Source organism: Microseira wollei NIES-4236 (assembly GCF_020521235.1).
GTDB classification, from domain to species: domain Bacteria; phylum Cyanobacteriota; class Cyanobacteriia; order Cyanobacteriales; family Aerosakkonemataceae; genus Microseira; species Microseira wollei.
In genome coordinates this window covers 1-23,026 of the sequence record NZ_BLAY01000165.1, presented here as the reverse complement: position 1 = coordinate 23,026, position 23,026 = coordinate 1, and the positions used below count along the sequence as shown (strand labels likewise).

Annotated in this window: 23 protein-coding genes and 2 pseudogenes; 9 read left to right on the top strand and 16 right to left on the bottom strand. The window is 46.6% G+C overall.

Annotated features, from left to right (window positions below; genetic code table 11):
- The 3 genes from MiSe_RS37355 to MiSe_RS37345 form a co-directional block, all read left to right on the top strand.
- The coding region (locus MiSe_RS37355) for a hypothetical protein (RefSeq protein WP_226590044.1) at positions 1-190 on the top strand (190 nt) is incomplete at its 5' end.
- Positions 191-198: 8 nt separating this feature from the next.
- Positions 199-432, top strand: coding sequence for a hypothetical protein (locus MiSe_RS37350; protein ID WP_226590041.1), 234 nt, complete (start codon positions 199-201; stop codon positions 430-432).
- Positions 433-625: 193 nt separating this feature from the next.
- The gene (locus MiSe_RS37345) at positions 626-1,006 is read left to right on the top strand and encodes a rhodanese-like domain-containing protein (protein ID WP_226590038.1); all 381 of its coding nucleotides are present in this window, start codon (positions 626-628) and stop codon (positions 1,004-1,006) included.
- Between the two features lie 107 nt (positions 1,007-1,113).
- Here the strand turns inward: MiSe_RS37345 and MiSe_RS37340 are convergent, their stop codons facing one another.
- From MiSe_RS37340 to MiSe_RS37325, 4 genes are all read right to left on the bottom strand, one after another.
- The gene (locus MiSe_RS37340) at positions 1,114-1,746 is read right to left on the bottom strand and encodes a ribonuclease D (RefSeq protein ID WP_226590037.1); all 633 of its coding nucleotides are present in this window, start codon (positions 1,744-1,746) and stop codon (positions 1,114-1,116) included.
- Positions 1,733-2,785 (bottom strand): CAP domain-containing protein, encoded by a 1,053-nt coding sequence (locus MiSe_RS37335; RefSeq protein ID WP_226590034.1) that lies wholly within the window; start codon positions 2,783-2,785, stop codon positions 1,733-1,735. The genes MiSe_RS37340 and MiSe_RS37335 overlap by 14 nt, the downstream gene beginning before the upstream one ends.
- A 36-nt stretch (positions 2,786-2,821) precedes the next feature.
- Complete coding sequence (trpB, locus tag MiSe_RS37330) at positions 2,822-4,078, bottom strand: tryptophan synthase subunit beta (RefSeq protein ID WP_226590031.1); 1,257 nt, start codon at positions 4,076-4,078, stop codon at positions 2,822-2,824.
- A gap of 436 nt (positions 4,079-4,514) precedes the next feature.
- Complete coding sequence (locus MiSe_RS37325) at positions 4,515-4,922, bottom strand: hypothetical protein (protein ID WP_226590029.1); 408 nt, start codon at positions 4,920-4,922, stop codon at positions 4,515-4,517.
- A gap of 219 nt (positions 4,923-5,141) precedes the next feature.
- Between MiSe_RS37325 and MiSe_RS37320 the strand changes: the two genes are divergently transcribed.
- The gene (locus tag MiSe_RS37320) at positions 5,142-5,510 is read left to right on the top strand and encodes a translation initiation factor (RefSeq protein ID WP_226590026.1); all 369 of its coding nucleotides are present in this window, start codon (positions 5,142-5,144) and stop codon (positions 5,508-5,510) included.
- A 153-nt stretch (positions 5,511-5,663) separates the two neighbouring features.
- On the opposite strand, the gene MiSe_RS37315 is transcribed toward MiSe_RS37320, so the two are convergent.
- From MiSe_RS37315 to MiSe_RS37295, 5 genes are all read right to left on the bottom strand, one after another.
- Positions 5,664-6,059 (bottom strand): hypothetical protein, encoded by a 396-nt coding sequence (locus tag MiSe_RS37315; protein WP_226590024.1) that lies wholly within the window; start codon positions 6,057-6,059, stop codon positions 5,664-5,666.
- Positions 6,060-6,181: 122 nt separating this feature from the next.
- Positions 6,182-8,047: a CheR family methyltransferase gene (locus tag MiSe_RS37310; protein WP_226590021.1), complete on the bottom strand. Its 1,866-nt coding sequence runs from the start codon at positions 8,045-8,047 to the stop codon at positions 6,182-6,184.
- Positions 8,044-8,664 carry a chemotaxis protein CheB gene (locus tag MiSe_RS37305; protein ID WP_226590018.1) on the bottom strand — a complete coding sequence of 207 codons (621 nt, stop codon included), beginning with the start codon at positions 8,662-8,664 and terminating at the stop codon, positions 8,044-8,046. The genes MiSe_RS37310 and MiSe_RS37305 overlap by 4 nt, the downstream gene beginning before the upstream one ends.
- A gap of 1,071 nt (positions 8,665-9,735) precedes the next feature.
- Positions 9,736-10,011 (bottom strand): hypothetical protein, encoded by a 276-nt coding sequence (locus MiSe_RS37300; protein ID WP_226590015.1) that lies wholly within the window; start codon positions 10,009-10,011, stop codon positions 9,736-9,738.
- Positions 10,012-10,235: 224 nt separating this feature from the next.
- Positions 10,236-11,102, bottom strand: coding sequence for a M48 family metallopeptidase (locus MiSe_RS37295; protein ID WP_226590012.1), 867 nt, complete (start codon positions 11,100-11,102; stop codon positions 10,236-10,238).
- Between the two features lie 520 nt (positions 11,103-11,622).
- On the opposite strand from MiSe_RS37295, the gene MiSe_RS37290 reads away from it, so the two are divergent.
- The gene (locus MiSe_RS37290; protein ID WP_226590009.1) at positions 11,623-12,150 is read left to right on the top strand and encodes a DUF4330 domain-containing protein; all 528 of its coding nucleotides are present in this window, start codon (positions 11,623-11,625) and stop codon (positions 12,148-12,150) included.
- Between the two features lie 173 nt (positions 12,151-12,323).
- Here the strand turns inward: MiSe_RS37290 and MiSe_RS37285 are convergent.
- From MiSe_RS37285 to MiSe_RS37275, 3 genes and pseudogenes are all read right to left on the bottom strand, one after another.
- Positions 12,324-12,764 (bottom strand): annotated as a pseudogene (locus tag MiSe_RS37285) (alpha/beta fold hydrolase); the annotation flags it as partial.
- Positions 12,765-12,820: 56 nt separating this feature from the next.
- Complete coding sequence (locus MiSe_RS37280; RefSeq protein ID WP_226590007.1) at positions 12,821-14,080, bottom strand: RNA-guided endonuclease InsQ/TnpB family protein; 1,260 nt, start codon at positions 14,078-14,080, stop codon at positions 12,821-12,823.
- Between the two features lie 158 nt (positions 14,081-14,238).
- Positions 14,239-14,637, bottom strand: a pseudogene (locus tag MiSe_RS37275) (alpha/beta fold hydrolase); the annotation flags it as partial.
- A gap of 468 nt (positions 14,638-15,105) precedes the next feature.
- Between MiSe_RS37275 and MiSe_RS37270 the strand changes: the two are divergent.
- The 4 genes from MiSe_RS37270 to rpoD all read left to right on the top strand — a co-directional run bounded on the left by MiSe_RS37270 (position 15,106) and on the right by rpoD (position 19,643).
- Positions 15,106-15,687, top strand: coding sequence for a hypothetical protein (locus MiSe_RS37270; protein WP_226590004.1), 582 nt, complete (start codon positions 15,106-15,108; stop codon positions 15,685-15,687).
- A gap of 43 nt (positions 15,688-15,730) precedes the next feature.
- A complete protein-coding gene (locus MiSe_RS37265) occupies positions 15,731-16,504 on the top strand; it encodes a hypothetical protein (RefSeq protein ID WP_226590001.1) in 774 nt (257 codons plus the stop codon).
- Positions 16,505-16,574: 70 nt separating this feature from the next.
- Positions 16,575-17,258: a polysaccharide deacetylase family protein gene (locus MiSe_RS37260; protein WP_226589999.1), complete on the top strand. Its 684-nt coding sequence runs from the start codon at positions 16,575-16,577 to the stop codon at positions 17,256-17,258.
- 1,263 nt (positions 17,259-18,521) lie between these two features.
- Positions 18,522-19,643 (top strand): RNA polymerase sigma factor RpoD, encoded by a 1,122-nt coding sequence (gene rpoD / locus MiSe_RS37255; protein ID WP_226589996.1) that lies wholly within the window; start codon positions 18,522-18,524, stop codon positions 19,641-19,643.
- 179 nt (positions 19,644-19,822) lie between these two features.
- On the opposite strand, the gene MiSe_RS37250 is transcribed toward rpoD, so the two are convergent.
- From MiSe_RS37250 to MiSe_RS37235, 4 genes are all read right to left on the bottom strand, one after another.
- Complete coding sequence (locus MiSe_RS37250) at positions 19,823-19,975, bottom strand: CAB/ELIP/HLIP family chlorophyll-binding protein (protein WP_226589993.1); 153 nt, start codon at positions 19,973-19,975, stop codon at positions 19,823-19,825.
- 270 nt (positions 19,976-20,245) lie between these two features.
- A complete protein-coding gene (locus MiSe_RS37245; protein WP_307731615.1) occupies positions 20,246-21,586 on the bottom strand; it encodes an ABC transporter ATP-binding protein in 1,341 nt (446 codons plus the stop codon).
- Positions 21,587-21,749: 163 nt separating this feature from the next.
- Complete coding sequence (locus tag MiSe_RS37240; RefSeq protein ID WP_226589991.1) at positions 21,750-22,394, bottom strand: sugar transferase; 645 nt, start codon at positions 22,392-22,394, stop codon at positions 21,750-21,752.
- A gap of 205 nt (positions 22,395-22,599) precedes the next feature.
- A partial coding sequence (locus MiSe_RS37235; protein ID WP_226589988.1) for a hypothetical protein occupies positions 22,600-23,026 on the bottom strand: 427 nt, incomplete at its 5' end.

Here is a 23,026-nt window from a genome sequence, read left to right as displayed (position 1 = left end):
TCAGCCGTGCCCCTACAAAACCTGCGGCATCATACAACCTTTGGGTACAAGCTCAAAGTTAGTGTCAGCCGTGCCCCTACAAAACCTGCGGCATCATACAACCTTTGGGTACAAGCTCAAAGTTAGTGTCAGCCGTGCCCCTACAAAACCTGCGGCATTATACAACCTTTGGGTACAAGCTCAAAGTTAGTGTCAGCCGTGCCCCTACAAAACCTGCGGCATCATACAACCTTTGGGTACAAGCTCAAAGTTAGTGTCAGCCGTGCCCCTACAAAACCCTTTAAAACGGGTGATGACACGGCTTGCTATTGCAACTATGCGTCGCCAATAGATAGCGGGATTGCCACTGGGGGCAATCTTTTTGGGGTTGCACTCTACTTTACAGCGGCTTGCAGCCGCGTGAGGTACAGCGTTTTCGCTTGGTTTGTGTAGCGGCACCCTTAAGGGTGCCGCTACACAAACCAAGGTGTACCTCATCCGAATGAAATCCGCTATATTTCGCCAATTGCAGCCGTACTTTGATTCACAGCTTGCCTCTTATGTCAAGGTTTTATCAATAAAAATTTGCAATTTTTGAAATTACTTGTTAGATTGCGCTTAACCCCATCCAAGGTTAAAAAGACTAATGAAAGGATTGCTTAGTTTAATTCCCACGCCTCCACCTTTGAAGGCGCGATCGCTTGTTTATGACTTGAAAATGCGACTCGACTGGGGAGATCCGGCACTGACTATTATTGATGTACGCGATCGCACAGATTTCAACATCAGTCACATTACCGGCGCGATTCCCATGCCGATGAACGAATTAGTTGAACGTGCCTTGTCAAGTCTGGAACTGATGAGGGATATTTACGTTTACGGCCATACCGACGAAGATTCAGCCGCAGCAGCAACTAAGCTGCGCCTAGCTGGATATCTCAACGTATCTGAACTCAAAGGTGGTCTTCCAGCTTGGAAAGCATTCGGTTATCCAGTGGATACTGTTGTTACCGCCACTGTATTTTAGAACGGGGTCTTCTACTATTTTCTGTAATGATTGATACTCAAGGAAAAATTGCAGATTTAAGATTGCAGATTGCAGATTTAATTTAAATCTGCAATCTGCAATTCTCATTAATGTTCAAAAATATCTTTATATTGCAGTAAGTCTAGGGAAACTATTACTGGCAAACATTGAAAACACTGCTGGGCGAGTTCCCATCTTTCTTCGCGTTTTAACATTTCAATAAGCTTTTTTTGCACGCTTATTAAATAGCGAACATCGTTGGCAGCATAGCGGAGTTGTTCGTCTGAAAGGTTAACTGGATTTCCCCAATCGGAACTTTGAGCAGATTTATCCAGTTCTACTTTTTCTAACTCTTGTACGACTTCTTTTAAACCGTGGCGTGGGGTATAGGTTCTGGCTAATTTACTCGCTATTTTTGTACAAAATATTGGCGCAACTTGAATCCCCAAATGATGGCGTAACATCGCCACATCAAATCGGGCGAAGTGAAATACTTTTTCCACCGAAGTTGCTGCCATTAATTGTTTTAAATTTGGGGCTTCGGTTTGTCCTTTGGCGATGCGAATTGCTGTTACTTGTCCTTGCGGATCGCATAGTTGGACGAGACACAAGCGATCCCGCATCGGTAGCAGTCCCATTGTTTCCGTATCTACCGCGAGCGCATCTGCTTGCAGATACCCGGATAATACCTCATCGGGAATGTCGCGATCGCATACTTGAAAATTGTCAGAAGATTCCATATTTTGCACGGCGGATAAATATTTGGGTGAAATAGTACCGACCTTGGGGAGTTTTGACGACGCCCACCCCTGTTAAATCGAAATCCCCTACGATATTTTTGTAGTGACCGGGACTGTTTAACCAACCTTCAACGGCTTGATCTACCGGAGCGCGATATCCTTGGTTATAAGCTAAGTTTTCCCCTGCACTGCGGTACGGAATTGATTTTGCGATCGCATCGACTCGCTTTTCAAATCCATCGTGGCTAAATGTTGCTTTCCCGCTTGCCATTGCCTGACTGTGTATCCTCGCCTGTTCGCTGATCCGCGCATCGAGGGTCAAAGGCGGTAAATTTTGCGACTGGCGATACTGGTTTATTTTTGCGTGGATCTCTGCTTCCAAGGCAGCATAGCGACTTCTATTAACAGTTTTATTGGTATTTTTTGGACGTGGAATGGAAGCAACGGGTGTTTCCCTTGTCACTAAAATATCTTTCGCCCCACTGACAACAGAATCGCATCCGCTGGTGAAAGTTAAAAGTAGAAAGTAAAAAGGAAACAACCCCACCCCCCCGGAAATAAATTTGCCCGGCAACAACCCCACCCCCCCGGAAATAAATTTGCCAGGGAAAAACCCCACCCCCCCGGAAATAAATTTGCCAGGGAAAAACCCCACCCCCCCGGAAATAAATTTCCGGGCTAATAGCCGAAGTCCACTAAAGTGGACTGAGTGGATAAATTCAGTCCTCTTTAGAGGACTTTCGCTATTAGCCAGGGAATTTATTCCCTGGCGGGTAATTCCCTGGCGGGTAATTCCCTGGCGGGTAATTCCCTGGCGGGTGATTCCCTGGCGGGTAATTCCCTGGCGGGTAATTCCCTGGCGGGTAATTCCCTGGCGGGCGATTCCCTGGCGGGCGATTCCCTGGCGGGTAATTCCCTGGCGGGTAATTCCCTGGCGGGCGATTCCCTGGCGGGCGATTCCCTGGCGGGCGATTCCCTGGCGGGTAATTTCCTGGCGGGTGATTTCCTGGCGGGTGATGGGACTGGTGGAATGTTTCATCTCACAGAAAAGAAAATTTTCGCCTCTGCCCCTGGGCTACGATTGTTGGTTAAAGAATTTAGCAACAGTTTGCACGTCTTTATCGCCGCGTCCAGAACAATTAATCACGATGCGAGGACTACCTTCGAGTTGGGGACAGAGAGTTTCTAGGTATGCGATCGCGTGCGCCGTTTCCAATGCCGGTATAATTCCTTCCAATCGGGAAAGACGCTCCAAAGCGGCTAAAGCTTCTTTATCCGTAATGCTGTAATATTCAGCTCGCCCGATATCCTTAAGATAACTATGTTCTGGCCCTACCCCAGGATAGTCAAGCCCAGCACTAATAGAATGGGGTTCTATTACCTGACCTTCTTCATCTTGCAACAAATAGCTCATCGCCCCATGCAAAACGCCGACTCGTCCTTTAGTCAGGGTTGCAGCATGTTTACCCGTATCGACACCTTCACCTGCTGCTTCTATGCCAATTAAACGCACCGAAGGTTCGTTAACAAATTCGTGAAACAATCCCATTGCATTCGAGCCGCCGCCGACGCAAGCTAATAGAATATCCGGTAAACCGCCCCATTTTTCTTGTGCTTGGGCGCGAGTTTCCTTGCCAATAATTGCTTGAAAATCGCGCACAATCATCGGATAAGGATGGGGACCCGCCACCGACCCTAAAATATAGTGAGTCGTTTCTACATTCGTCACCCAATCCCGAATTGCTTCTGAAGTCGCATCTTTGAGCGTACCCGTCCCAGCTGCGACGGGTCGAACTTCCGCCCCCATCAAGCGCATCCGAAACACGTTTAAAGCTTGGCGTTCCATATCGTGAACGCCCATGTAGATAACGCAGTTTAACCCAAACCGGGCGCACACCGTAGCCGTCGCCACGCCGTGCTGACCTGCACCCGTTTCGGCGATAATCCGCTGTTTTCCCATCCGTTTCGCCAGCAAAACCTGTCCCAAGGCGTTATTAATCTTATGCGCCCCCGTGTGGTTGAGATCTTCCCGTTTCAGATAAATTTGCGGCCCGGTGCCATCGGGGCGGGTATAGTGTGCCGTTAACCGTTCGGCGAAGTACAAAGGCGTCGGGCGTCCCACATAGTCCCCCAGCAGATATTGCAATTCTGCTTGAAACGCCTGGTCATTGCAGTACTGCTCAAAAGCCGCCTCCAGTTCGCTCAACGCTGGCATGAGCGTTTCGGGTACGTACTTACCCCCGAAGCGTCCAAACCGTCCCAAAGCGTCTGGTCGTTGTTCTTTTGCGTTTACACTGATTTGGGAACCCGAAGGCAGAGGAGTCGTGGTCACAAGCTTTTGTTGCAATTGTTGAAAGGCATTTTATATAGTAACATCCATAGCCAGATTTCAGATTGCAGATTTCTGATTTTATATTTTAGTCGTAGGGTGCGTTAGCCAGCAGAGTACGGCACCATCATTTAAAATTATCTGGTTGATAATTATAGTTTTACTCATCTAGTAACTCAAGTTGCTAGTTATCTCTCTGGGAGAGGCTAATGGCTAATGGCTAATGGCGAGATTGGTAAAAATCCTAGATTAGCAAGCTTGCAAGCTTGCAAGCTTGCAACGCCAAAGTTTATAACTAGCAACTTGCGTTAGTACTCCTCACACACTCAGAACCCATTCTCAACCCAGATTTGATTTCAGATTTCAGATTTCAGATTTGTAGTGGTTTCTCTATTACCCAAAACCAAATCTGCCATCTAAAATCTCAAATCTAAAATTCCTAAATGATTCCCTGACCTTTGGGGCGCTTGTCTTCTGTCATTGTCAGCTTACCTTCTTCATCGTCGCGCAAATTTCTGAGTTCGCTGACGCGCTCGGTTTTTTCCGCTTCTTCTTTTGCCCTTGCGTCTCCGGGTACTTCGTAATACATTTCCGGTTCGATGGCAAAGTTATCGATCAAACCTTCTTTATCTACCGTATAACCGCCGGTTGTATCGATACTTTCATCATTGGTTTGATCGTCGGTTGCTGCTTCTTCATCTCTTTCTTTTGAAGGGATGGTGCGAAATGTTTCCTGTTCCCGATCCATGCGCGCTGCGGTTTCAGCCGGAATAATATGGGGGTCGTACTGAGGTTCTGAGTTATTTACACCAACTTCGGGTTTATTTTCAATTTTTTGGTTATCCACGATCTTGTCCTGTTAAATTCTAACTGAACAATAGTTTAGATTTATTAAAATTAAAAATTCTACTATCTTTAGTAGGATTATTGGTTTAAAATAAATAGTACTATCGGTAGATAGAGCCGTTTTCGCTCCCTCGAAAGGAAGAGCGGGAGGGAGGCGTTCGCTCTATCGTGATAACATATCCTATCGACCCATTCATCGTTGTTATGGCTTCTAGTTGTTATGGCTTCTTCTAAGCGCAAGTCCTCCGACGCCAAAACCCCAGGGGAAAACCGCGTCATTTACTCGGAATTCGGCAATGCCGACAACTCGGCTGCTTTAGAAAGAGGCGTTCCCGAATTGCCTCCACAGCAGCAAAATCTGAGAGTACAAGCATCGAGTAAAGGTCGCAAGGGCAAAACCGTGACGGTAATAAGCGGTTTTCAGCATAAACCAGAAACTTTAGAAGCGTTGCTGAAACAACTTAAAACCCAATGCGGTGCTGGTGGTACGGTTAAAGAAAATACGATTGAAATTCAAGGCGAACACAAGCAAAAGTTAATTCAAATTTTAACTGAGTTAGGCTATAAAGCCAAAATTAGCGGTGGCTGATATGGATTGGAGAGTTATAAACTTGGGCGTTGCTAATGGCTAATGGCTAATGGCTAATTGCTAATTGCTAATGGCTAATTGCTAATTGCTAATTGAGAGAGGGGGCGGGTTTAAATAAACCATTAGCCATTAGCGATTAGCCAGCCGCATTTATTAGTCCGGGTGTATATTGAGTTGAGCAAGATGCTGTTTTGATTTGGCTAAAATTTCCTTGGATTTTTGCAGTTGCTCCTTAGTTGCTTGCACGTGTTCTGCTGCTGCTTTCACCTGTTCTTCTGTTGCTTTGATCTGTTCTTCTGTTGACTCGATTGACAGGTGGGATGACTTGCCATACTCCTCTGCTACTTTCCCGTGCGCTAGGGATGCTTTTGCATGTGCCTGGATTGACTTCCCTCGCGCTTCGATTAACTTACCGCGTTTTTCATCCTCGATTGATTCTGCGTGCTGTTGAAGGAACTGTCCCATTTCTTCAACCATTTTGCCGTGCTTGTGGGATTCCTGGGCGTGTTCCTGTGCTTCCTTGGCGTGCTGTTGTTGTTCTTGAGACATAATGGCTAATTGCTAATGGCTAATTGCTAATTGGTAATGGCTAATTGCTAATTGCTAATTGCTAATTGGTGATTGGTTTTTTACCCATTAGCCATTAGCCATTAGCCATTAGCCATTAGCCATTAGCCATTTTCCCTAATTTCATCCTGCCGCTCATCCATCAAAAGGATGACGCCTTGCTGCTGATTTATCACAATCAATGGGGTGCAAATAAGGCGACAACGAATTGCTTTGCCGCGACGGTTAACGGCATTTAATACAATTTCGTGTTCGTCGCGATTCCGAGTTTGGCAGGTGCGGATGAATTCCCGCAACTGTTGCACTGGTAAACCAATATCCAAATCAAAAAAGAAATGTCCAATTGCTTCTTCGCCGCGCAATCCCCATAATTCCTCTGCCCTACCGTTCCAAAGTTGGATGCTGAGCCTATTATCTAAAACCACCATACCAATCCGCAAGCTGGTAAGAATTGCTTCCATGAATACAGTAACGCGGTTTAGTTCTTCAGTCCGCTGGCGCAGTTCTTCGTTTGTTGTTTGCAGTTCTTCGTTAGATGACTGGATTTCTTCGTTCATTGTCTCCAGTTCTTCGTTGGTAGATTGGAGTTCTTCGTTGGTGGTTTCTAATTCTTCGTTGGTAGATTGGAGTTCTTCGTTGGTGGTTTCTAGTTCTTCGTTGGTAGATTGGAGTTCTTCGTAAGCTGTTTCCAGTTCTTGGGAGCTGCGCTGAAGTTCTCCCTGTAATAAATGATAGCGCGTCACGTCGTTGAAAATAATGCTGACACCTTGGGCATCGGCATTAGTATCGATCAGGGGAATTACCTGAATTTCTAGGTGTAAAATATTTTCCTCTCCCTGGGGGTATTCCACGTTGAGAACCGCGATCGCGCGGCGTTCGGTGTATGCTTGTTGGATGGGCGATCGCAATTCAGCCGGACGGTAAGAAATTTCTAGCTCCTGTATGGGACGACCTATATCTTGGCTATTTAGATTAAACAGAATCCTCGCTTCGCGATTTGCTAGCGCTAAGTTGCCTTGAATATCTACAACAATTTGGGCAACTGGTAGAGATTCAATTGCTTCGTCCCGTAAACGCATATTTCCTATTAGATTATTGCTGGCTTCGGTGTTACCAGCTTCTGCCATAATTAACAAGCGATCGCGCAAGCTGATTCTCGGTATTTTGGTAAAGATGCGATGCTTCAAGTTCCCCGGATTGAATAAGTTAGCATGAGTCAGCAACATCTCTGCTTTACCTACAAACAGATAACCAGTATCGTTGAGGGCAAAGTGAAAACGTGCCAAAATCCGCGCTTGCGTTTCCGAATTAAAATACATTAATGTATTGCGGCACACGAGCAAATCTAGGCGGGAAATTGGCGCATCGTGGGTCAAGTCGTGGCGACCAAAAATCACGCAGCGCCGCAAGTCTGGGCGGAAGATGTAGTTAGTTCCGGCGCTTTCAAAGTATTTGTTTTGCAGTTCTTCGGGTACGTTTTGTAATGCTTTGGCTGAATAAATGGCTAGACGACCTTGAGCAAGTGCTTCATCATCTAAATCCGTGGCATAAATTTTTACCCGCTCTCGAAACGCTTCTGGCCCTAAGACTTCCGCCAATAGGATTGCAATAGTGTAAGCTTCTTCCCCAGAGGCGCACCCAGCACTCCAGGCCCGAATCGGCTCTTTGTTTTGCTTGACGGCGATAATGCGCGGGATAATATCATTTTGGATTACTTCCCAAGCTGGTGCATCTCGAAAAAAAGTCGTGACGTTGAGTAATAGGGTATCGAATAAGTGATTGACTTCATTGGGATATACCTGTACATAGTCTAAATAATCGCTAAACGAGTTAACGCCGACTCGTTGCATCCGCTTGGTAGTTAAACGCTTGAGGCTGGGGCGTTTATAGCCTGTAAAATCAAAGCCGCGAATTTGTTTGAGGTACTCTAGCAACGCTTCAAAACTTGGATCTACGGGAGCATTTGTCAAGACATCCCTCCTGTGATTACTAAATTGGCGATCGCTCCTGCTATTTCCTGTAACGGTAATACGAAATCTACACACCCCGTCGCGATCGCAGCGGCGGGCATTCCAAACACTGTTGATGTTGCTTTATCTTGGGCGATCGCTATCCCTCCCATTTTTTTAATCGCTTCTACCCCCTTTGAACCGTCACTATCACCGCCTGTTAATACTATAGCGATCGCGCGCTCTTTGTAACTTTCAGCCACTGACTCAAACAGTACATCCGCAGATGGGCGGACAAAACGGACTTTTGGCGACTGGGATAGGGAAATCATACCGTTTGGTTTAACTAGCAAGTGATAGTCTGGTGGCGCAACATAAACTACAGAAGGGTATAATTTTTCTCCATCCTCCGCGGGTTTTACTGTTAGCGACGTTTGGCGATTGAGGATCTCAGCCAAAAAGCTGGGATACTTGGGTGATATATGTTTCACGATTACAATAGGTACGGGAAAGTTAGACGGTAGGGCAGACAAGATTTCTGTTAAAGCTTTAAGTCCATCCGCCGATGCTGCGATCGTGACAATATCAAAAGCTGGAGTGTAACTCGAATCAATAGGGTTATATTCCGTTGTTTCCATTTTATTGCCTCTATTTTTTTCGCCTCTGCCAAATCCAAACTAATTTTTATCAGTTCTACCATTAACAAATTATAACAAAAAAATCCAAGTATTGATGGCCTCGCGAAACGAGCGCTAATGATATATTACCTTGAAACGATTGAGGCTGTTTAATCCGTTAGAAGCAATAATTCCAAAATCAGAAGCGATCAATCCAACAATCCCACCTTGAGTAATTGAACATAGAATTAACCGTTTCAACAAATCCCTGGTCCCACCTGGATTAGGATTTACGGGAAACGACTCTGGATTAAATGCAATTTCCTGTTGCTTTGGCGAGCGCGGGTTACCAGGCAGCAGCCTGAATCTACTAATCTCATTTACTTTAGGAGCAAATGAGTACAGCGAACTATTAGGCCACCAAGTCGGTTTTACAGCAGGACAAATAAACCCTGGGGAACATAACCCAGCATTGTTGTCATGTCGAACCGATTTTGGGAGCTTAATAACGTTAATTATTCCCAGATTTTTACTAATGGAATCCCTCGCTTATTTCCTGATTTATAATAATAATTAATCTGAAGGGGGAAAGGTGAGCGCTGCTCACCTTTCCCCCTTCAAATAGTTTGATTCTCATTCTATTCAATGTGACAGTTGAGGGTGCGGAATGTGGGACCAAAGCGATCGCTTCTTCATCCATAACCCATGACCCATCATCTATTTAACGCAAGTTGCTAGTTATAAACAAGGGCGTTGCTAATTGCTAATTGCTAATTGCAAGCTGGCTAATTGCTAATTGCTAATCTTGGATTTTTACCAATTTCGCCATTAGCCATTAGCCATTAGCCGCTCCCAGAGAGATAACTAGCAACTTGAGTTATTTAACCTAAGTTGCTAGTTACATCCCTTGACAAAGAAACCCAGTTTCTCGGAAAAAGAAACCGGGTTTCTTTGCGTAAGTCCTGACTTATTGATGTTTCCTACTCAAAACGCTGGCAAAAGGCCGTAATCAATTCGCTCCTTTCTTTGATCGGGAAAGAGTTTGATTTTTCACTCACGACTCCTGACTTTGTCGCTGGGTTCGGTAATGCCTTATACTCGACGGCGCGTTCTGATTTCAGTTTGGCTAGAGCCGCTTTTGCGATCGCTTGCATCTGAATAACCGCTACCCCCTCTAAAGCGAGAACCGCGCTCCATAAATTTGGGGTCGTTAGCCGGGTGCCATTCTTGATTGCCCGAAATAGCAGCCGCTTGAGCATTCCACCAGTCATCATAAGTCGCCCAAGGATACTGTCGTTTGAATTTTGTGTAGCTTTCTCTGGTATCGTCGTCGGCAAAAGCTAGCTCAAGATTCTCGAAAAAAGCCATAATCAAATCGCTCCTTGTACCAGCTAAAAAGTCAAGCCAGTCAATAGCTAAAGAATTTGTACTGCTGACTCTGATTGATTTTTTTGTTCTATACTTCTAGTACAATCGATCCAACAGCGATCGCCACCAGCCAATAGAAGTAGTTAATGCTGGCTCAAAGTTAGAAAAAAACAATCAAACCCCTACCTATTGGCAGGGGTTTGAGTATAAATATTGTGCCGTCACTAACGTGGATTAGCACTCAGCAGCGGTTGAATTTGGGTCTTATAAGCAGTCTCGTCCAAACCATCACCCACATTTGCTCTAGCCGGATCGAGAGCGCGTTCGATGGCGGCGATGCGATCGCGCGTAGCTGGATGGGTACTTAAAACCGTCGGCGGGGACGGTCTATCAAGTAATTTTTCCATAAATCCCACCATCGCCGATTGAGGGTAGCCTGCCTGTGCTAACGTCCGCAGTCCCGTTTGATCCGCTTCAAATTCGTCTTTGCGGCTGCGGGGACGGTTGAGCGCCAAATCTACCCCCAGATTCACCGCCGTACTGCGGTCTAATCCAGCTGCGGTAACAATACCTTGGGCGATCGCACTCTGACGCATTTGTTGCAGCAAGTGGCGGCGGGTGATGTGACCGATTTCATGGGCTAAAACGCTCGCCAGCTGCGCCTCGTTGTCAGCCGTCCTCAGCAAACCAGTGGTAACGTAGACAAATCCGCCCGTCGTAGCGAAGGCATTGACATTGTCATCGCGCACCACCTGAAAAGTAAAGGGAAGATTGGGGCGCTCGCTCACAGCTGCCAAGCGCTGACCAATTTCATCCACATAACTGGTAATCTGGGAATTGCGGTAAAGCCGAAACTGACGCCCCGCCATGCGATCGTTCATTTGCTGCCCCAGCTGGACTTCCTGCTGTGGCGACATATTAGACAATTGGATAACTTGAATCCCCTGACGAATCAGATCCCGCCAAGGAATCTGCGCTTGGGTAGAATGGGGCGTCACCACCACCAGGGATAAAGCTACCGCAAAAGACAGCAATGGGTAAAACCAACGGCGACCCAGCCAGCGGGAAACAAAAGACAACGGGTTCAACATAGCAGCGTATGATGTGAGGAAAAATAGTACGGCAACAGATACCGCCGCCAACCAAGGGTAATCGGTAAAACCAATTTTTACCTTTCTCTCAAGCTAGACGCACTTGGATTGCTTTAGGTTGCAATTTTATGATTGCCATAGAAAGTTCTATAGTCTCTCTCCCTCTCCCACTAAGTCATGGTAGCCTGAGTAGCGAAGAAACAAAGTAAATCCGAGGGAATCGGAATTTTCTAGATTCCCCCGCTACGCCAGACTAAGGCTTAATTGCCTACGCTCGACTGGTCAACACCTTAATAGGATTCGCTACTCCTGGGCGGTGAAGAACGGAACATTGCCTAGTTTCTGAAGGCGAAACACCGATTCCTATCCCATGCCACCAGAGCATTGTCAAAGCAAAGTTAACCCAGCAATGGAGATGCAGAAATGCACGCATTATGTGTTTCTTCACAAGAAAACTAACTCTTGTAGCTGTTTAAAGCTGAAGAAACTTTCTCAACCTGGATGAACCGGACAAGTTTTTATGAAAATTTTGGATTCTAAAGGCCGCATTCTCGGCAAAATGAGCATCCTCGACTTGGGTGCTGCGTTGGTAATTCTCCTCGTTGTGGTGGGGATCTTTTTCTTTCCAGGTACTTCGGGTTCCATCGCTCAAGTCGGCGTCCCCACAAAACCGATTGAGGTAGACGTAGTTGTAAGAGGTTTGAGCATCCGCAATCCCCAAGAGCTAATTAAGGAATTCCAGACCAGAAAGAAAACGAATATTATTATCCGCAATCAACCCTACGGACAAGTTGAAATTAAATCGGTCAGAGAACTGCCCAGATCCGTACTCGTTCCCCAACCCGATGGTACTGTCAAAGCGCTTCCCGATCCGAGAAAAGACATTTTTAGCACCGATCTGCTGATTACTTTAGCCGGAAATGCCCGCATCACCGAAAATGGCCCCGTTCTCGGCAACAGTAAAATCAAAGTCGGTACCCCCGTAGAACTGGAAGGTTTGGAATATAACTTCAACGCCAGCGCCATCGACCTTCGGATTAAAAGCTGATTGAGCTAGTAAATCAAGTTGCTAGTTATCTCTCTTGGAGCGGCTAATGGCTAATGGCTAATGGCGAGATTGGTAAAAATCCTATATTAGCAATTAGCAATTAGCAATTAGCAACGCCCTTGTTTATCACTAGCAACTTGCGTTAGTGGGTAGTGGGTAAAAAATATTACCTACTAACCCAGCCGCTGCAAAAATTTCCGAATTAAACCAATCGTCACCGCAGGTAGTTCTAACTGCGGCGTCAATCCTACATCTTCTAAGCGTTCAAAAAACTTGATAGCCTGTGGATTGAGGTTAGCTAAACGCTGTCCTACTTCTGGGCTGGTAAATTGGGATTTTCTGCCCCAAATAATCCCCGTTGGAACTGTTAGCTGGGGAACGTACAAAGACAAATCGAACGACAAGTCGCCCCGCACAAACGACAGCGCTGCGTATTCCGCATTTTTTTGCAGAGCAGATTCCAGGTAGGCGTCAACGATTTCCTCGTACACGCGGTGAGGATTGGCAAATTGACGTTGTTCTAAGAAGCTGCGAATGCCATTTTTGTTGGCGACTCCCGCAGTATAGAATAGTCGGTCGAGGATGGGGACGCCTGCTAGTTGGGCAAATAAGGTATTGGCGTGACATCCTCCTGCGGCAAATCAAAGATTATGCCGCAGGCTTCCCAAAATCACTTTTGAGATTTCCTGGTTTTTCCCTTACGGGGTTTCGACACTTGCCTAGATTGAGTTACCTCAACCCCCGGTAGATCGTCTGCACAGGCAGTTTCCCTTCCCGTCTGTCCAACGGTACTAATGAGTTTGACGCCTCGATTTCTGATATTTTGACCGGCTGCTACATCTCGGTCTGTTTTGTATCCACAATGAGGACACTCATGGATTCTAACACTCAGGTCTTTTTTGACTCCACCACCACATTCGGGACACTCTTGAGAAGTCCCCCTAGCGTCAACTTCAGCAAAGAACTTGCCACGTTTCGAGCAAACATACTTGACGATGGAACGGAATTGTCCAAACGCAGCATCGAGCATCTGTTTACCAAACATCCCCTTAGCACTGGTTCGATAGTCCAACTCTTCCATGAAGACCATATCTGCAGCGTCGCAAAGCGCATGGGCTTGTTTGTAGTGAAAGTCCTTCCTGGTGTTGTCAATCGCGTGATGCATCCCTTGCACCTTGAGCCGTTGTTTCTCGTAGTTTTTAGACCGCTTCTGTTTTCTACTCAATCTGCGTTGCAGCACTTTCAGCCTACTTTGCATCTGCTTAAAAAACTTGGGCGGCTTTACGAGGACTCCGTCACTGGTTGCCAAAAACTTCTCCAGTCCTACGTCTACGCCTATGGCATGACCGTGAGGCATTGGCTCTGGAACGCTGACATCGCATTGAATACAGATAGATGCGTACCATTTATCGGCTTTCCTCAAGATTCGCACCTGCTTAACCACGAATCCCATAGGAATGGGTCGGTGCAAGTTAATGAGGATTGCTCCAATTTTGGGCAGTTTAATATGCAAATTCGTTACTGGACTTTCCTGGAACTGAGGAAACAGCAGCGATTTGAATTGCCCGTACTTTTTGAAACGGGGAAAGCCAAATCCTCTCTCCTGAAAATACTTCCAGCTCAAGTGCAATTGTTTTATTGCTTGCTGGAGGACCTGAGACGGAACTTCGCCCAATTTGGGGAATTCCTTCTTGGCTCTCGGCAGGTTGTTAAGCTGATAGACTTCACCCGGAAACTTCAGTTCAGGAGAAAGAATGTACTCTTTTTCACCAGAGCATCTATCAATGGGACACTTGCGACTATCGCACCAGTCTTTGATCTCTCGCAACGCATAGTTATATGCATTGCGGCAAATATCCATCCACTCAAGAAGTATCTGCTCCTGAGTGGCATCGGGATAGATTCGGTAGCGATAGTTTAGCGTCAGCATACCGTTTATTCTAGCGTGTTTACTATACCGATGCACGCTAGTAAATGCTTGTCTCATCCCCATCGAGGGCATGAGACAAGCTTGGGGGGTACATGTATCCCGAAGCTGACCTTTCAGGTACAGCGCGGGTCTTATAGCCCCCCAAACCCCCCAGATGATAAATCCGGGTGCGCGATCGCGAAGCGGATGGTAAACGCCGCTGTGAGGGAAGATGCGATCGCTGTGACACCCCCGCTACAAGTCTGGGAGATCAACTCGGTAATCGTCGTCAGATAATCCTCAATCCGATAATTCCGCGCTGGATGGTTCGATCTGCCCCATCCAATCAAATCCGGTGCCACAATTCGGTAATCTGCCGCAAAAGCCGGATACACCTTAGACCACTCGTAAGCAGAAGAACCGCCACCAAAACCATGCAGGAACACCAGGGTTTCTCGCTCTTGTTCCCTCGCTGCTGCATCCTCACTCACCCAAGGCGCGCTGGCGGCAGTATAATACACCATTTCTCCCAGGGACGTCTTTACAGATCTCTGTTCAAAACCGGGCGGAGTAAACATGGACAAACCCGAACGCTATTTTTAGCATCCATGATAGTTTTTGCTGCTGTCTTCTGGCCTTGGGTTGATTTTTTCAGCCGCAGAGCGAGACGCGAACCCTGTAGATCGATCTAACGGATTCCCAGAATCACCACAAGCGCTCTCCTTAAAGCAGATATTAATGAAAGTCGGTTTTTTTAAAGATTCCAGTAATTTTTTCTCTTTCTTAGCGCCCCCATCTCAGGATACAACGACCGCGTGCCTTGCATTTTCGCCACTATTAGCTGGGTGAGGGGTAAGACCCCTCACCGGGTTTTTTCGTGTTACTCTATGTGAAGTAAGCTAATTTATACTCAAGTAACCTTAAAGTCAAGCAATGCCATCGCCGAAAAGTTTGGCGATCTTTAGCTTTTTGTAGTGTTTTTTTGCGTTGTAATTAAATGGGTAACACTTAATTCGCTTTTTAGAGTAATGTATAAATAACGTCGTATGCTCGAGCAGATTGGTGGTAATCGGTATGGCATCGTGACTTTAGCAGCACCCAAGCACAGAAGGATGGATGATCGAATGAACGTAGCAGACTTTGTTGCTTTTCCTTGCCGAAATCAAGCAACCATTCCATCCAATCTGCTTGTCAGTCCGACCCGCGTCCAGTTGAGTTTTGAAGAGCTAAAGTGTTTTGAAGTCGTAGATCGGCAGTTTCAACCCTGGGGAGTGACGTTCCGCAATTGCATCGCCATCCGTCCTTCTAACCCAGCTTTTCCGCCTCACTCGGGTACTACAGTGTTGATGGCTGCGCCCAAAAATGGTTGGCTGGAAGCAACTTTTCCCCATTGGGTTCGCTCGGTCAAAGCATTTGTCACCAGTTCGCAGCGACTGGTTGTATCTGCTTATAACAGCGATAACCAGCAACTGGCTACTGTCGAGATTGCCGAACCCAATCTAGCTGGAACTGATTCCCCCATTCCTCCTAACAAGCAACTGCTGCTAGAAGCGCCCAACATCTACCGGATTACCTTCTGCGCGTTTGATGGTCAGTTCACCGTAGATGATTTAAGCTTCGAGTTCTAAGCTATTGTATTAACGTAGATATACGGGTTGGTGGTACTATAACGTGGCACAAGCTTCGTTTTGGTGGCAGGAAATTATTAACAGCACTCCCAGCGAGTCGCTACCAAAATTCAAAAGTAGATCCCTCAAATCGTTGTCGAGCCAAAGTTTTGGCAAACTGGGAATTTGGCTGTTGGGTTTGACGATGGCGACGCTGTTGTTATTTTGGCTCTGGAAGCTGTGGCTTGTGATGGGGGTAGGCGTGCTAGCAATGATATTCGTCTATCGTCTACAAGAGTGGGATTGGCAATTGTATTGGTTAAACCTGCGCCAATTCCTCTGTGACCCAAACCGCCAGTTAACGATAGCAGTCGCGAGCGGCGGTTTGGCTAGTTTAAGTACTTACCTGGCTGTCGAGATTGGCTCTGACAGCCAGAGTTTTTGGATTGCTGTCGGCGTGCTGCTGCAAGGAGTGACAACGCTCTTCACCTTGGTTCTACTAATTTGGCAACTGATCGCCGGTAAACTGAGTCAAGAGGAAACGCAGTTTGATGCACTGGTGGCAGATTTGACCGATGCAAAACCCCTCAAGCGCCTGATTGCGGTGAGGCGGCTAGTGCGGTTGGCAACTAAGGGTAAGTTTGATCTGGCTAAAGAGCGAAGTCTCGCGGATTACTTTCGTCTGATGCTCGAACGGGAGTCGGAACCCGTCGTCAAAGATGCCCTGATCGCTGGCTTGCAGGCTTTAGAAGGCGTCAAACAGCTCAGCGCAGGCAATCCTTCTTTATCGATGCCAAATACCGTTAAACGGTCTGCTGTCAACGTTGACTGTGGCTAAATTCCCCACAGCCAGATTAGGAGCATGAATTTGCCAAATCTAAAATCTAAAATCTAAAATCTAAAATTCCATGCAACTGGCTCCGCTTTATCCAATTTTGTACCGAATTCTCAAACCGACTTTTAATACCTGCCTTTGGTGCGGAACTGACACACAACCACAAGTGGCGCTCACGTTTGATGATGGTCCCCACCCGGAATATACTCCCCAACTGTTGGAAGTATTAGACCGCTACGGGGTTAAAGCCAGTTTTTTTTGGTTGGGTGCTTGCGTCAGTCGCGCCCCAGATGTCGCATTAGCCGTGTACGCTCGGGGTCACCAGATTGGGTTGCACGGTTGGGATCATCGCAATTTTCCCACTCTCACCCAGGCAGAACTGAAGCAAAGTTTAGAACAAACCCAAGCCGCGATCGCTCGCGCCTGCAACCTGGATTTACAATATGTCCGAGAATCTATGCGCGATGTCCGACCCCCAAATGGTCTTTTTACACCCCAAACCCTAAAATGGTTGCACCAGTGGAACTATCGCCCCGTTATGTGGAGCGTTGTCCCTGAAGACTGGGTGCGTCCTGGCGTTGAGGTGGTATTAAGTCGGATTCTGCGCCAAGTTCAGAACGGTTCGCTGATCGTATTGCACGATGGAGTTTGCGGTGGGCAAGATGTGGCGCAAACAACCGACCAAATTCTCAAGAATTTGTTACATCAAGGCCAAAGATTTGTTACAGTAGAGCAACTTTGGCAACAAACTTATTAGGTCAACCGTGATGGGTCTATAGGTCACAGGTCAAGCGGCAAAGCCGATTGTGCCGCTCGCCCATCACCCATCACCCATAACCTAAAACTGATTATTCACTCGCAATACCGATTAGAAATGTTAATTTATCAAAGCTGATAGCTGTCATCTGACGCAAGGGTTCATTAAAATGGCATACAGGAGTTCAGCTATTTGTCAAGACAATCCAGGCATAAACCTATTAGCTTAACCTAAAAATAGGGTTAGATCGCTGGGATTGGAGCTAACTTCGAGCTAAAGTCAGCTAGCTGTCAGGGTTCTCTAGTTGAGAGCTTTCCCCCAGGGATAAAATCCGGGGGATTGCAGGATACTCCACCTGACCAGACTATCAGGATAAAACCTGGGTTTAGATTAAGAGTTTAAGTTCCTACCTTGGGATGCTTGCCCGTCCCTTGCCCTAGAACCTCACGATTAAACAGGCTTAAGGAGAATAAACGAGTGTCGTTGGGAAAGTACCGGATCTAAACAAAGTCGAGGCAAACTTTACCCCGAAAGGGTGTTTTCCGGCAACGGAATTTAAGCCAGGAGTGGGCAGGGGAATAAATTACTCTGCCCCTCGGCAAGCCCCATGTATAGAAAACAGGGGCTGACGGGGCTTATAGGTTCTATGAGGTGCGCTCGCTCCTCAAGAGCGGGGAGTCATCGGCTAGCAAACTGAATCAGCTTTGACGGTAGGCTCAAAACAATAGCAATCAATTGAATCAAGGAAATCAGCTAAATATGGGTGCAGAAATTGTTTCCGCCTTAGTCGCAACTCTTCCGGCAAAAACTGACCCGTTACTGTCCAACAGACCCCCAGCAATGGGAGGGTAATGCAAAAGTATCAAAAAACATGCCAAGAAAACGCCGGTTCAACGCTCCAGCAGCTTTACTGAACCCAAGCTTTGGCATTTAGATGCCCAAGCTAGTTCAAGCTAAACCCAACTTTACGTGACATTCAAAGTTCGGATAGACAGCAAGAAAAAACTGCATGGAAAAATGAAGTTGCCAGCGTGCAATTTTTGTCAGAAAGGCTACAATCGGAAAGTCTTTGCAAAACCTAGCTTCCATCAGATTTAACTTTGACAATTGGAAGCGAGGTGTATTTACCCTAGTTAGTCAATAATTGCTAAAGTGTTAAATGCTTGTCAGCGATCGGACTAGCTAAGTCGTTGGAAAAGCAAGGAATCACCCTATCTAGTTGTTGTTGATTTGTTAACCCAAAAGGAGCATGAGGAACGCGGCATGAACCAGGCTAACAACGTACTCGAAACCCTTGTTCAACCTGAAGCCGACTTTGATTTTTTAATCGAAGAAGAGGTAGAACAAGATGAGTTTTTAGAGGTTTCAGCTGAGGAAGACGACGAGAAGCCTGGTAAGGGTCGTTCTACCCGTCGTCGAACGCAAGCTAAGAAAAAGCACTATACCGAGGACTCGATTCGCCTCTACTTGCAGGAAATTGGTCGGATTCGACTGTTGCGGGCAGATGAAGAAATTGAACTAGCACGCAAAATAGCCGATTTACTGGAATTAGAGCGAATCCGAGAACGATTGTTCGAGCATTTGGAGCGAGAACCAAAGGATAGTGAATGGGCCCAAGCTGTCAATATGGCCTTGCCCGCGTTTCGTCATCGCCTCCATCTGGGTCGGCGGGCGAAGGATAAAATGGTTCAATCCAACCTGCGCTTGGTCGTTTCAATTGCTAAGAAGTACATGAATCGGGGATTGTCTTTCCAAGACCTGATTCAAGAAGGTAGTCTGGGGTTGATTCGGGCGGCGGAAAAATTCGACCACGAAAAAGGCTATAAGTTTTCCACCTACGCAACTTGGTGGATTCGGCAGGCAATTACGCGAGCGATCGCAGACCAGTCTCGCACGATTCGCCTACCCGTTCACCTGTACGAAACGATTTCCCGCATCAAGAAAACTACCAAGTTGCTCTCCCAAGAAATGGGACGCAAACCAACTGAAGAAGAAATCGCCACTCGCATGGAAATGACGATCGAGAAGCTGCGATTCATTGCTAAATCCGCTCAGCTGCCTATTTCTTTAGAAACGCCTATCGGTAAAGAGGAAGACTCCCGATTGGGCGATTTTATTGAGTCCGATGGGGAAACGCCTGAAGATCAAGTCTCTAAGAATCTGCTGAGAGAAGATTTAGAAAGCGTCCTCGATACCCTGAGTCCTCGCGAACGCGACGTACTGCGACTGCGTTACGGATTGGATGACGGTCGAATGAAAACCTTAGAAGAAATCGGTCAAATCTTCAACGTCACCCGCGAACGCATCCGCCAAATCGAAGCTAAAGCACTTCGCAAGCTGCGACATCCCAATCGCAATAGCATTCTTAAGGAATATATCCGCTAAGAATTTAGATTTTACCAGATTTAGACCCCGATTTCCCAAGTTATCGGGGTTTTTTAGTTTGAGAAACCCGGTTTTGCCAAAAAACCGGGTTTCTGCTGCACCTGATAACCAAAAAATTGGGAGTTCTTGAGCGAACTCCCATTAATTTGAGGTTGCCAGAGGTTGTTAAAACGGGCAGATTACATCAAACCCCAGAAGTGCAGCACGCCTTGACCGCTAACGAGTTCGATAATCAGGGCAGCAGCAAAACCGATCATGGCAAGACGCCCGTTCAAATTTTCGGCTTGGGGAGTAAAACCAAACTTTGCTTCGTTGGGATTTTGACCTTGCATTGTCCGAACTCCGTTTAGTGAAGATTTGTAACTGTCTGTAAATTACTGTAACTGAAACTTGGCAAAAGTGCAACTATCTGTTTTGAGATAGGCGCCAGTTTGCCGCCGCCTATGTAAATAAATGTAAAGAAAGCGGCGGATGAAGAGACGGGGAGAGGGGAAGACGGGGGGACGCGGAGAGAGTTGTGGAAAAATTACCGGGGCGCCATCTGGTTGAAAGATGAGAAAATTTTATGATTGGAGGGTTTGGCTAAAGTTATCAGTCCCAGTCTATTTGGCAAAAATGGCGCTGCCAGTTTCGGGGTCAAATAGGTGGATTTTTTCGGGTGCGATCGCTAGCATAAGTTGCTCGCCAATCCGCGCCAAGCGATCATGGGGAATGCGGACTTGTAGGGGGGTATCTCCCAAGCGGACGGATAGATAAGTTTCGTTACCAAGCGCTTCCACCAGTTCTACCAAAACTGGTAAATTTTTCAGGGCGGGTAAGCTGAGGCTGAGGTGTTCGGGGCGGATACCCAAGGTTAGCGATCGCCCATCGTACTTTTTGAGCGTTCGTTCCCAAATATCGGGTAAAGTGAGGCGGAATAGGGGATGGGTAATTAAAAGCGGTGCTTGAAACTGCACGGTGATAAAGTTCATTGGGGGCGAACCAATGAATTGGGCGACAAATTGGTTCCCAGGGCGGTTATATAATTCCAAAGGATGAGCAATTTGCTGAATTTGACCTTGATTGATCACAGCGATGCGATCGCCCATTGTCATCGCTTCGGTTTGGTCGTGGGTAACGTAGATGGTTGTGATACCCAATTGACGCTGTAATTTTACAATTTGGGCGCGGGTTTCGGCGCGGAGTTTGGCATCTAAATTAGAAAGTGGTTCATCCATTAAGAATACTTGGGGATTGCGAGCGATCGCGCGTCCCAAAGCTACCCGCTGCTTTTGTCCGCCAGATAGCTGTTTGGGGAGGCGGTGTAACAGCGAGTCTATTTGCAATAATTGTGCAACAGCGCGCACTCGTTCTTGGATCGCTTTTTCTCGGTCAGATATGTAGCGCAGACCTTTGGGGAGACTTCGCGTCATTCCCACCAAAATATTTTCTGCCAACTCAGAAACTTTCCCCTCTACTCCCCTGCTCCCCTGCTCCTCTGCTCCCACAGGCGAGACGCCTGTGCTACGCTGCTCTTGAGCTCCCCTACTCGTGCGCCGCAGTCCAAAGGCGATGTTGTCATAAACTGTCATGTGGGGATAGAGAGCGTAGTTTTGGAACACCATTGCGATATCGCGTTCCTTGGGGGGTAGGTCATTGACAAGAGCTTCGCCCACCCAAATATTACCGCCCGTTAATTCTTCTAACCCAGCAATTAAGCGCAGTAGGGTACTTTTACCGCAACCAGATGGCCCTACAAGTACCATAAATTCGCCATCGTGGATAGTCAGATTGATGCGGCGTAAAACGTTGGTACTTCCAGATGAGGGGGAAGATTTGTCAGATGGGTCAGCTATTTCATCCCCTTGTGGGAGGAGGGGTTCTGCTTGTACTGGAATGACTGCACGTTCCCCTTTACGAGGGGAATAGCTTTTGTATACGTTTTCTAGAACAACCTGTGCCACGATGGTTTCCCGTTCCCTTTGCCAGCGGTGCCAGCTTCGCTAGTCTTTCCCCGATCCAATCGTACTTTGAGATGCATAGCGATCGCACTTGAGTAGTTAAAATTGTCAGATGCTCAGAAACCGGGTTTTTTGACTTTCACGAATAATTTGGTATAAAAACACTTTAGCAAGCACCCATTCGAGTCAGGACAACGTAGATTGTTTTGGCAATGATTGCACAATCATACCAAATACTCCACCGTCGTTGATATTGTAAATCAAGCGCAACTACCGCTTCAAAATCTTGCACCGCCGACCGACCATTGACCTGCCATTCTCCTGTTAAACCGGGTTTAACGTTTAACCGCTGCCAGTGATAATCGTTGTATTGAATTACTTCATCAGCGGTGGGGGGACGAGTGCCCACTAAACTCATTTCTCCTAGCAATACATTCCAAAATTGGGGAAATTCATCCAAACTCGTTTGACGCAGAAATCGACCTATCCTCGTCACGCGAGGGTCTTTTTGGTTCTTAAAAATCAGCCCCTTCGCTTCGTTAGGAATTATAGCTTTGAGGGAATCTGCATTTTTTACCATCGAGCGGAATTTCCAAATATTGAAAGGTTTTCCATAAAGCCCGTAGCGCTTTTGGTTGTATAAAATAGAACCTGGACTATCTAATTTTATAGCAATGGCAATTGGAATGAAGAGCAAAGCTAGGATGAGCAATCCGACTAAACTACCGACAATATCAATCAATCGCTTAGAAATTGATTGCGTGGAGGGATGAATAGTTTTTGGTTTTAAAGGGAAAGATAATGCATTCATTGGTATGATTGCTCCATCCAGGTATATGCTGCTCCAGCTTTGCGAAGGTAATACAACAGAGCAAGTAGGCACGGGTTAAAGGCCAGATGGGTGTCCTCAGAAACCGGGTTTCTCGCTGTTCTGGTTATTTACGCCTACCTGCCGAGGATATAGCGTGGTAGGAGCAGGTTTTACAGACAATGTTAGCGTTTTGCAGATATTTCATCTAAAACCCGCTCCTCGAAACCGGGTTTCTGCCTAGGGACACGGCAATCATCAAATTTTCATTTTTCCAGAATATTTCGGATGCCGTGTGCCAACAAAATGCCAGACGATTTTTCAGATAAACCCGGTTTGTTTGGGGAATATTTCCAATTTTATCAACCTGGTTTCTGCCTGGGGACACGGCAATCATCAAATTTGCATTTTTCCAGAATATTTCGGATGCCGTGTCCCAACAAAATGCCAGACGATTTTTCAGATAAACCCGGTTTGTTTGGGGAATATTTCCAATTTTATCAACCGGGTTTCTGCCTGGGGACACGGCAATCATCAAATTTGCATTTTTCCAGAATATTTCGGATGCCGTGTCCCAACAAAATGCCAGACGATTTTTCAGATAAACCCGGTTTGTTTGGGGAATATTTCCAATT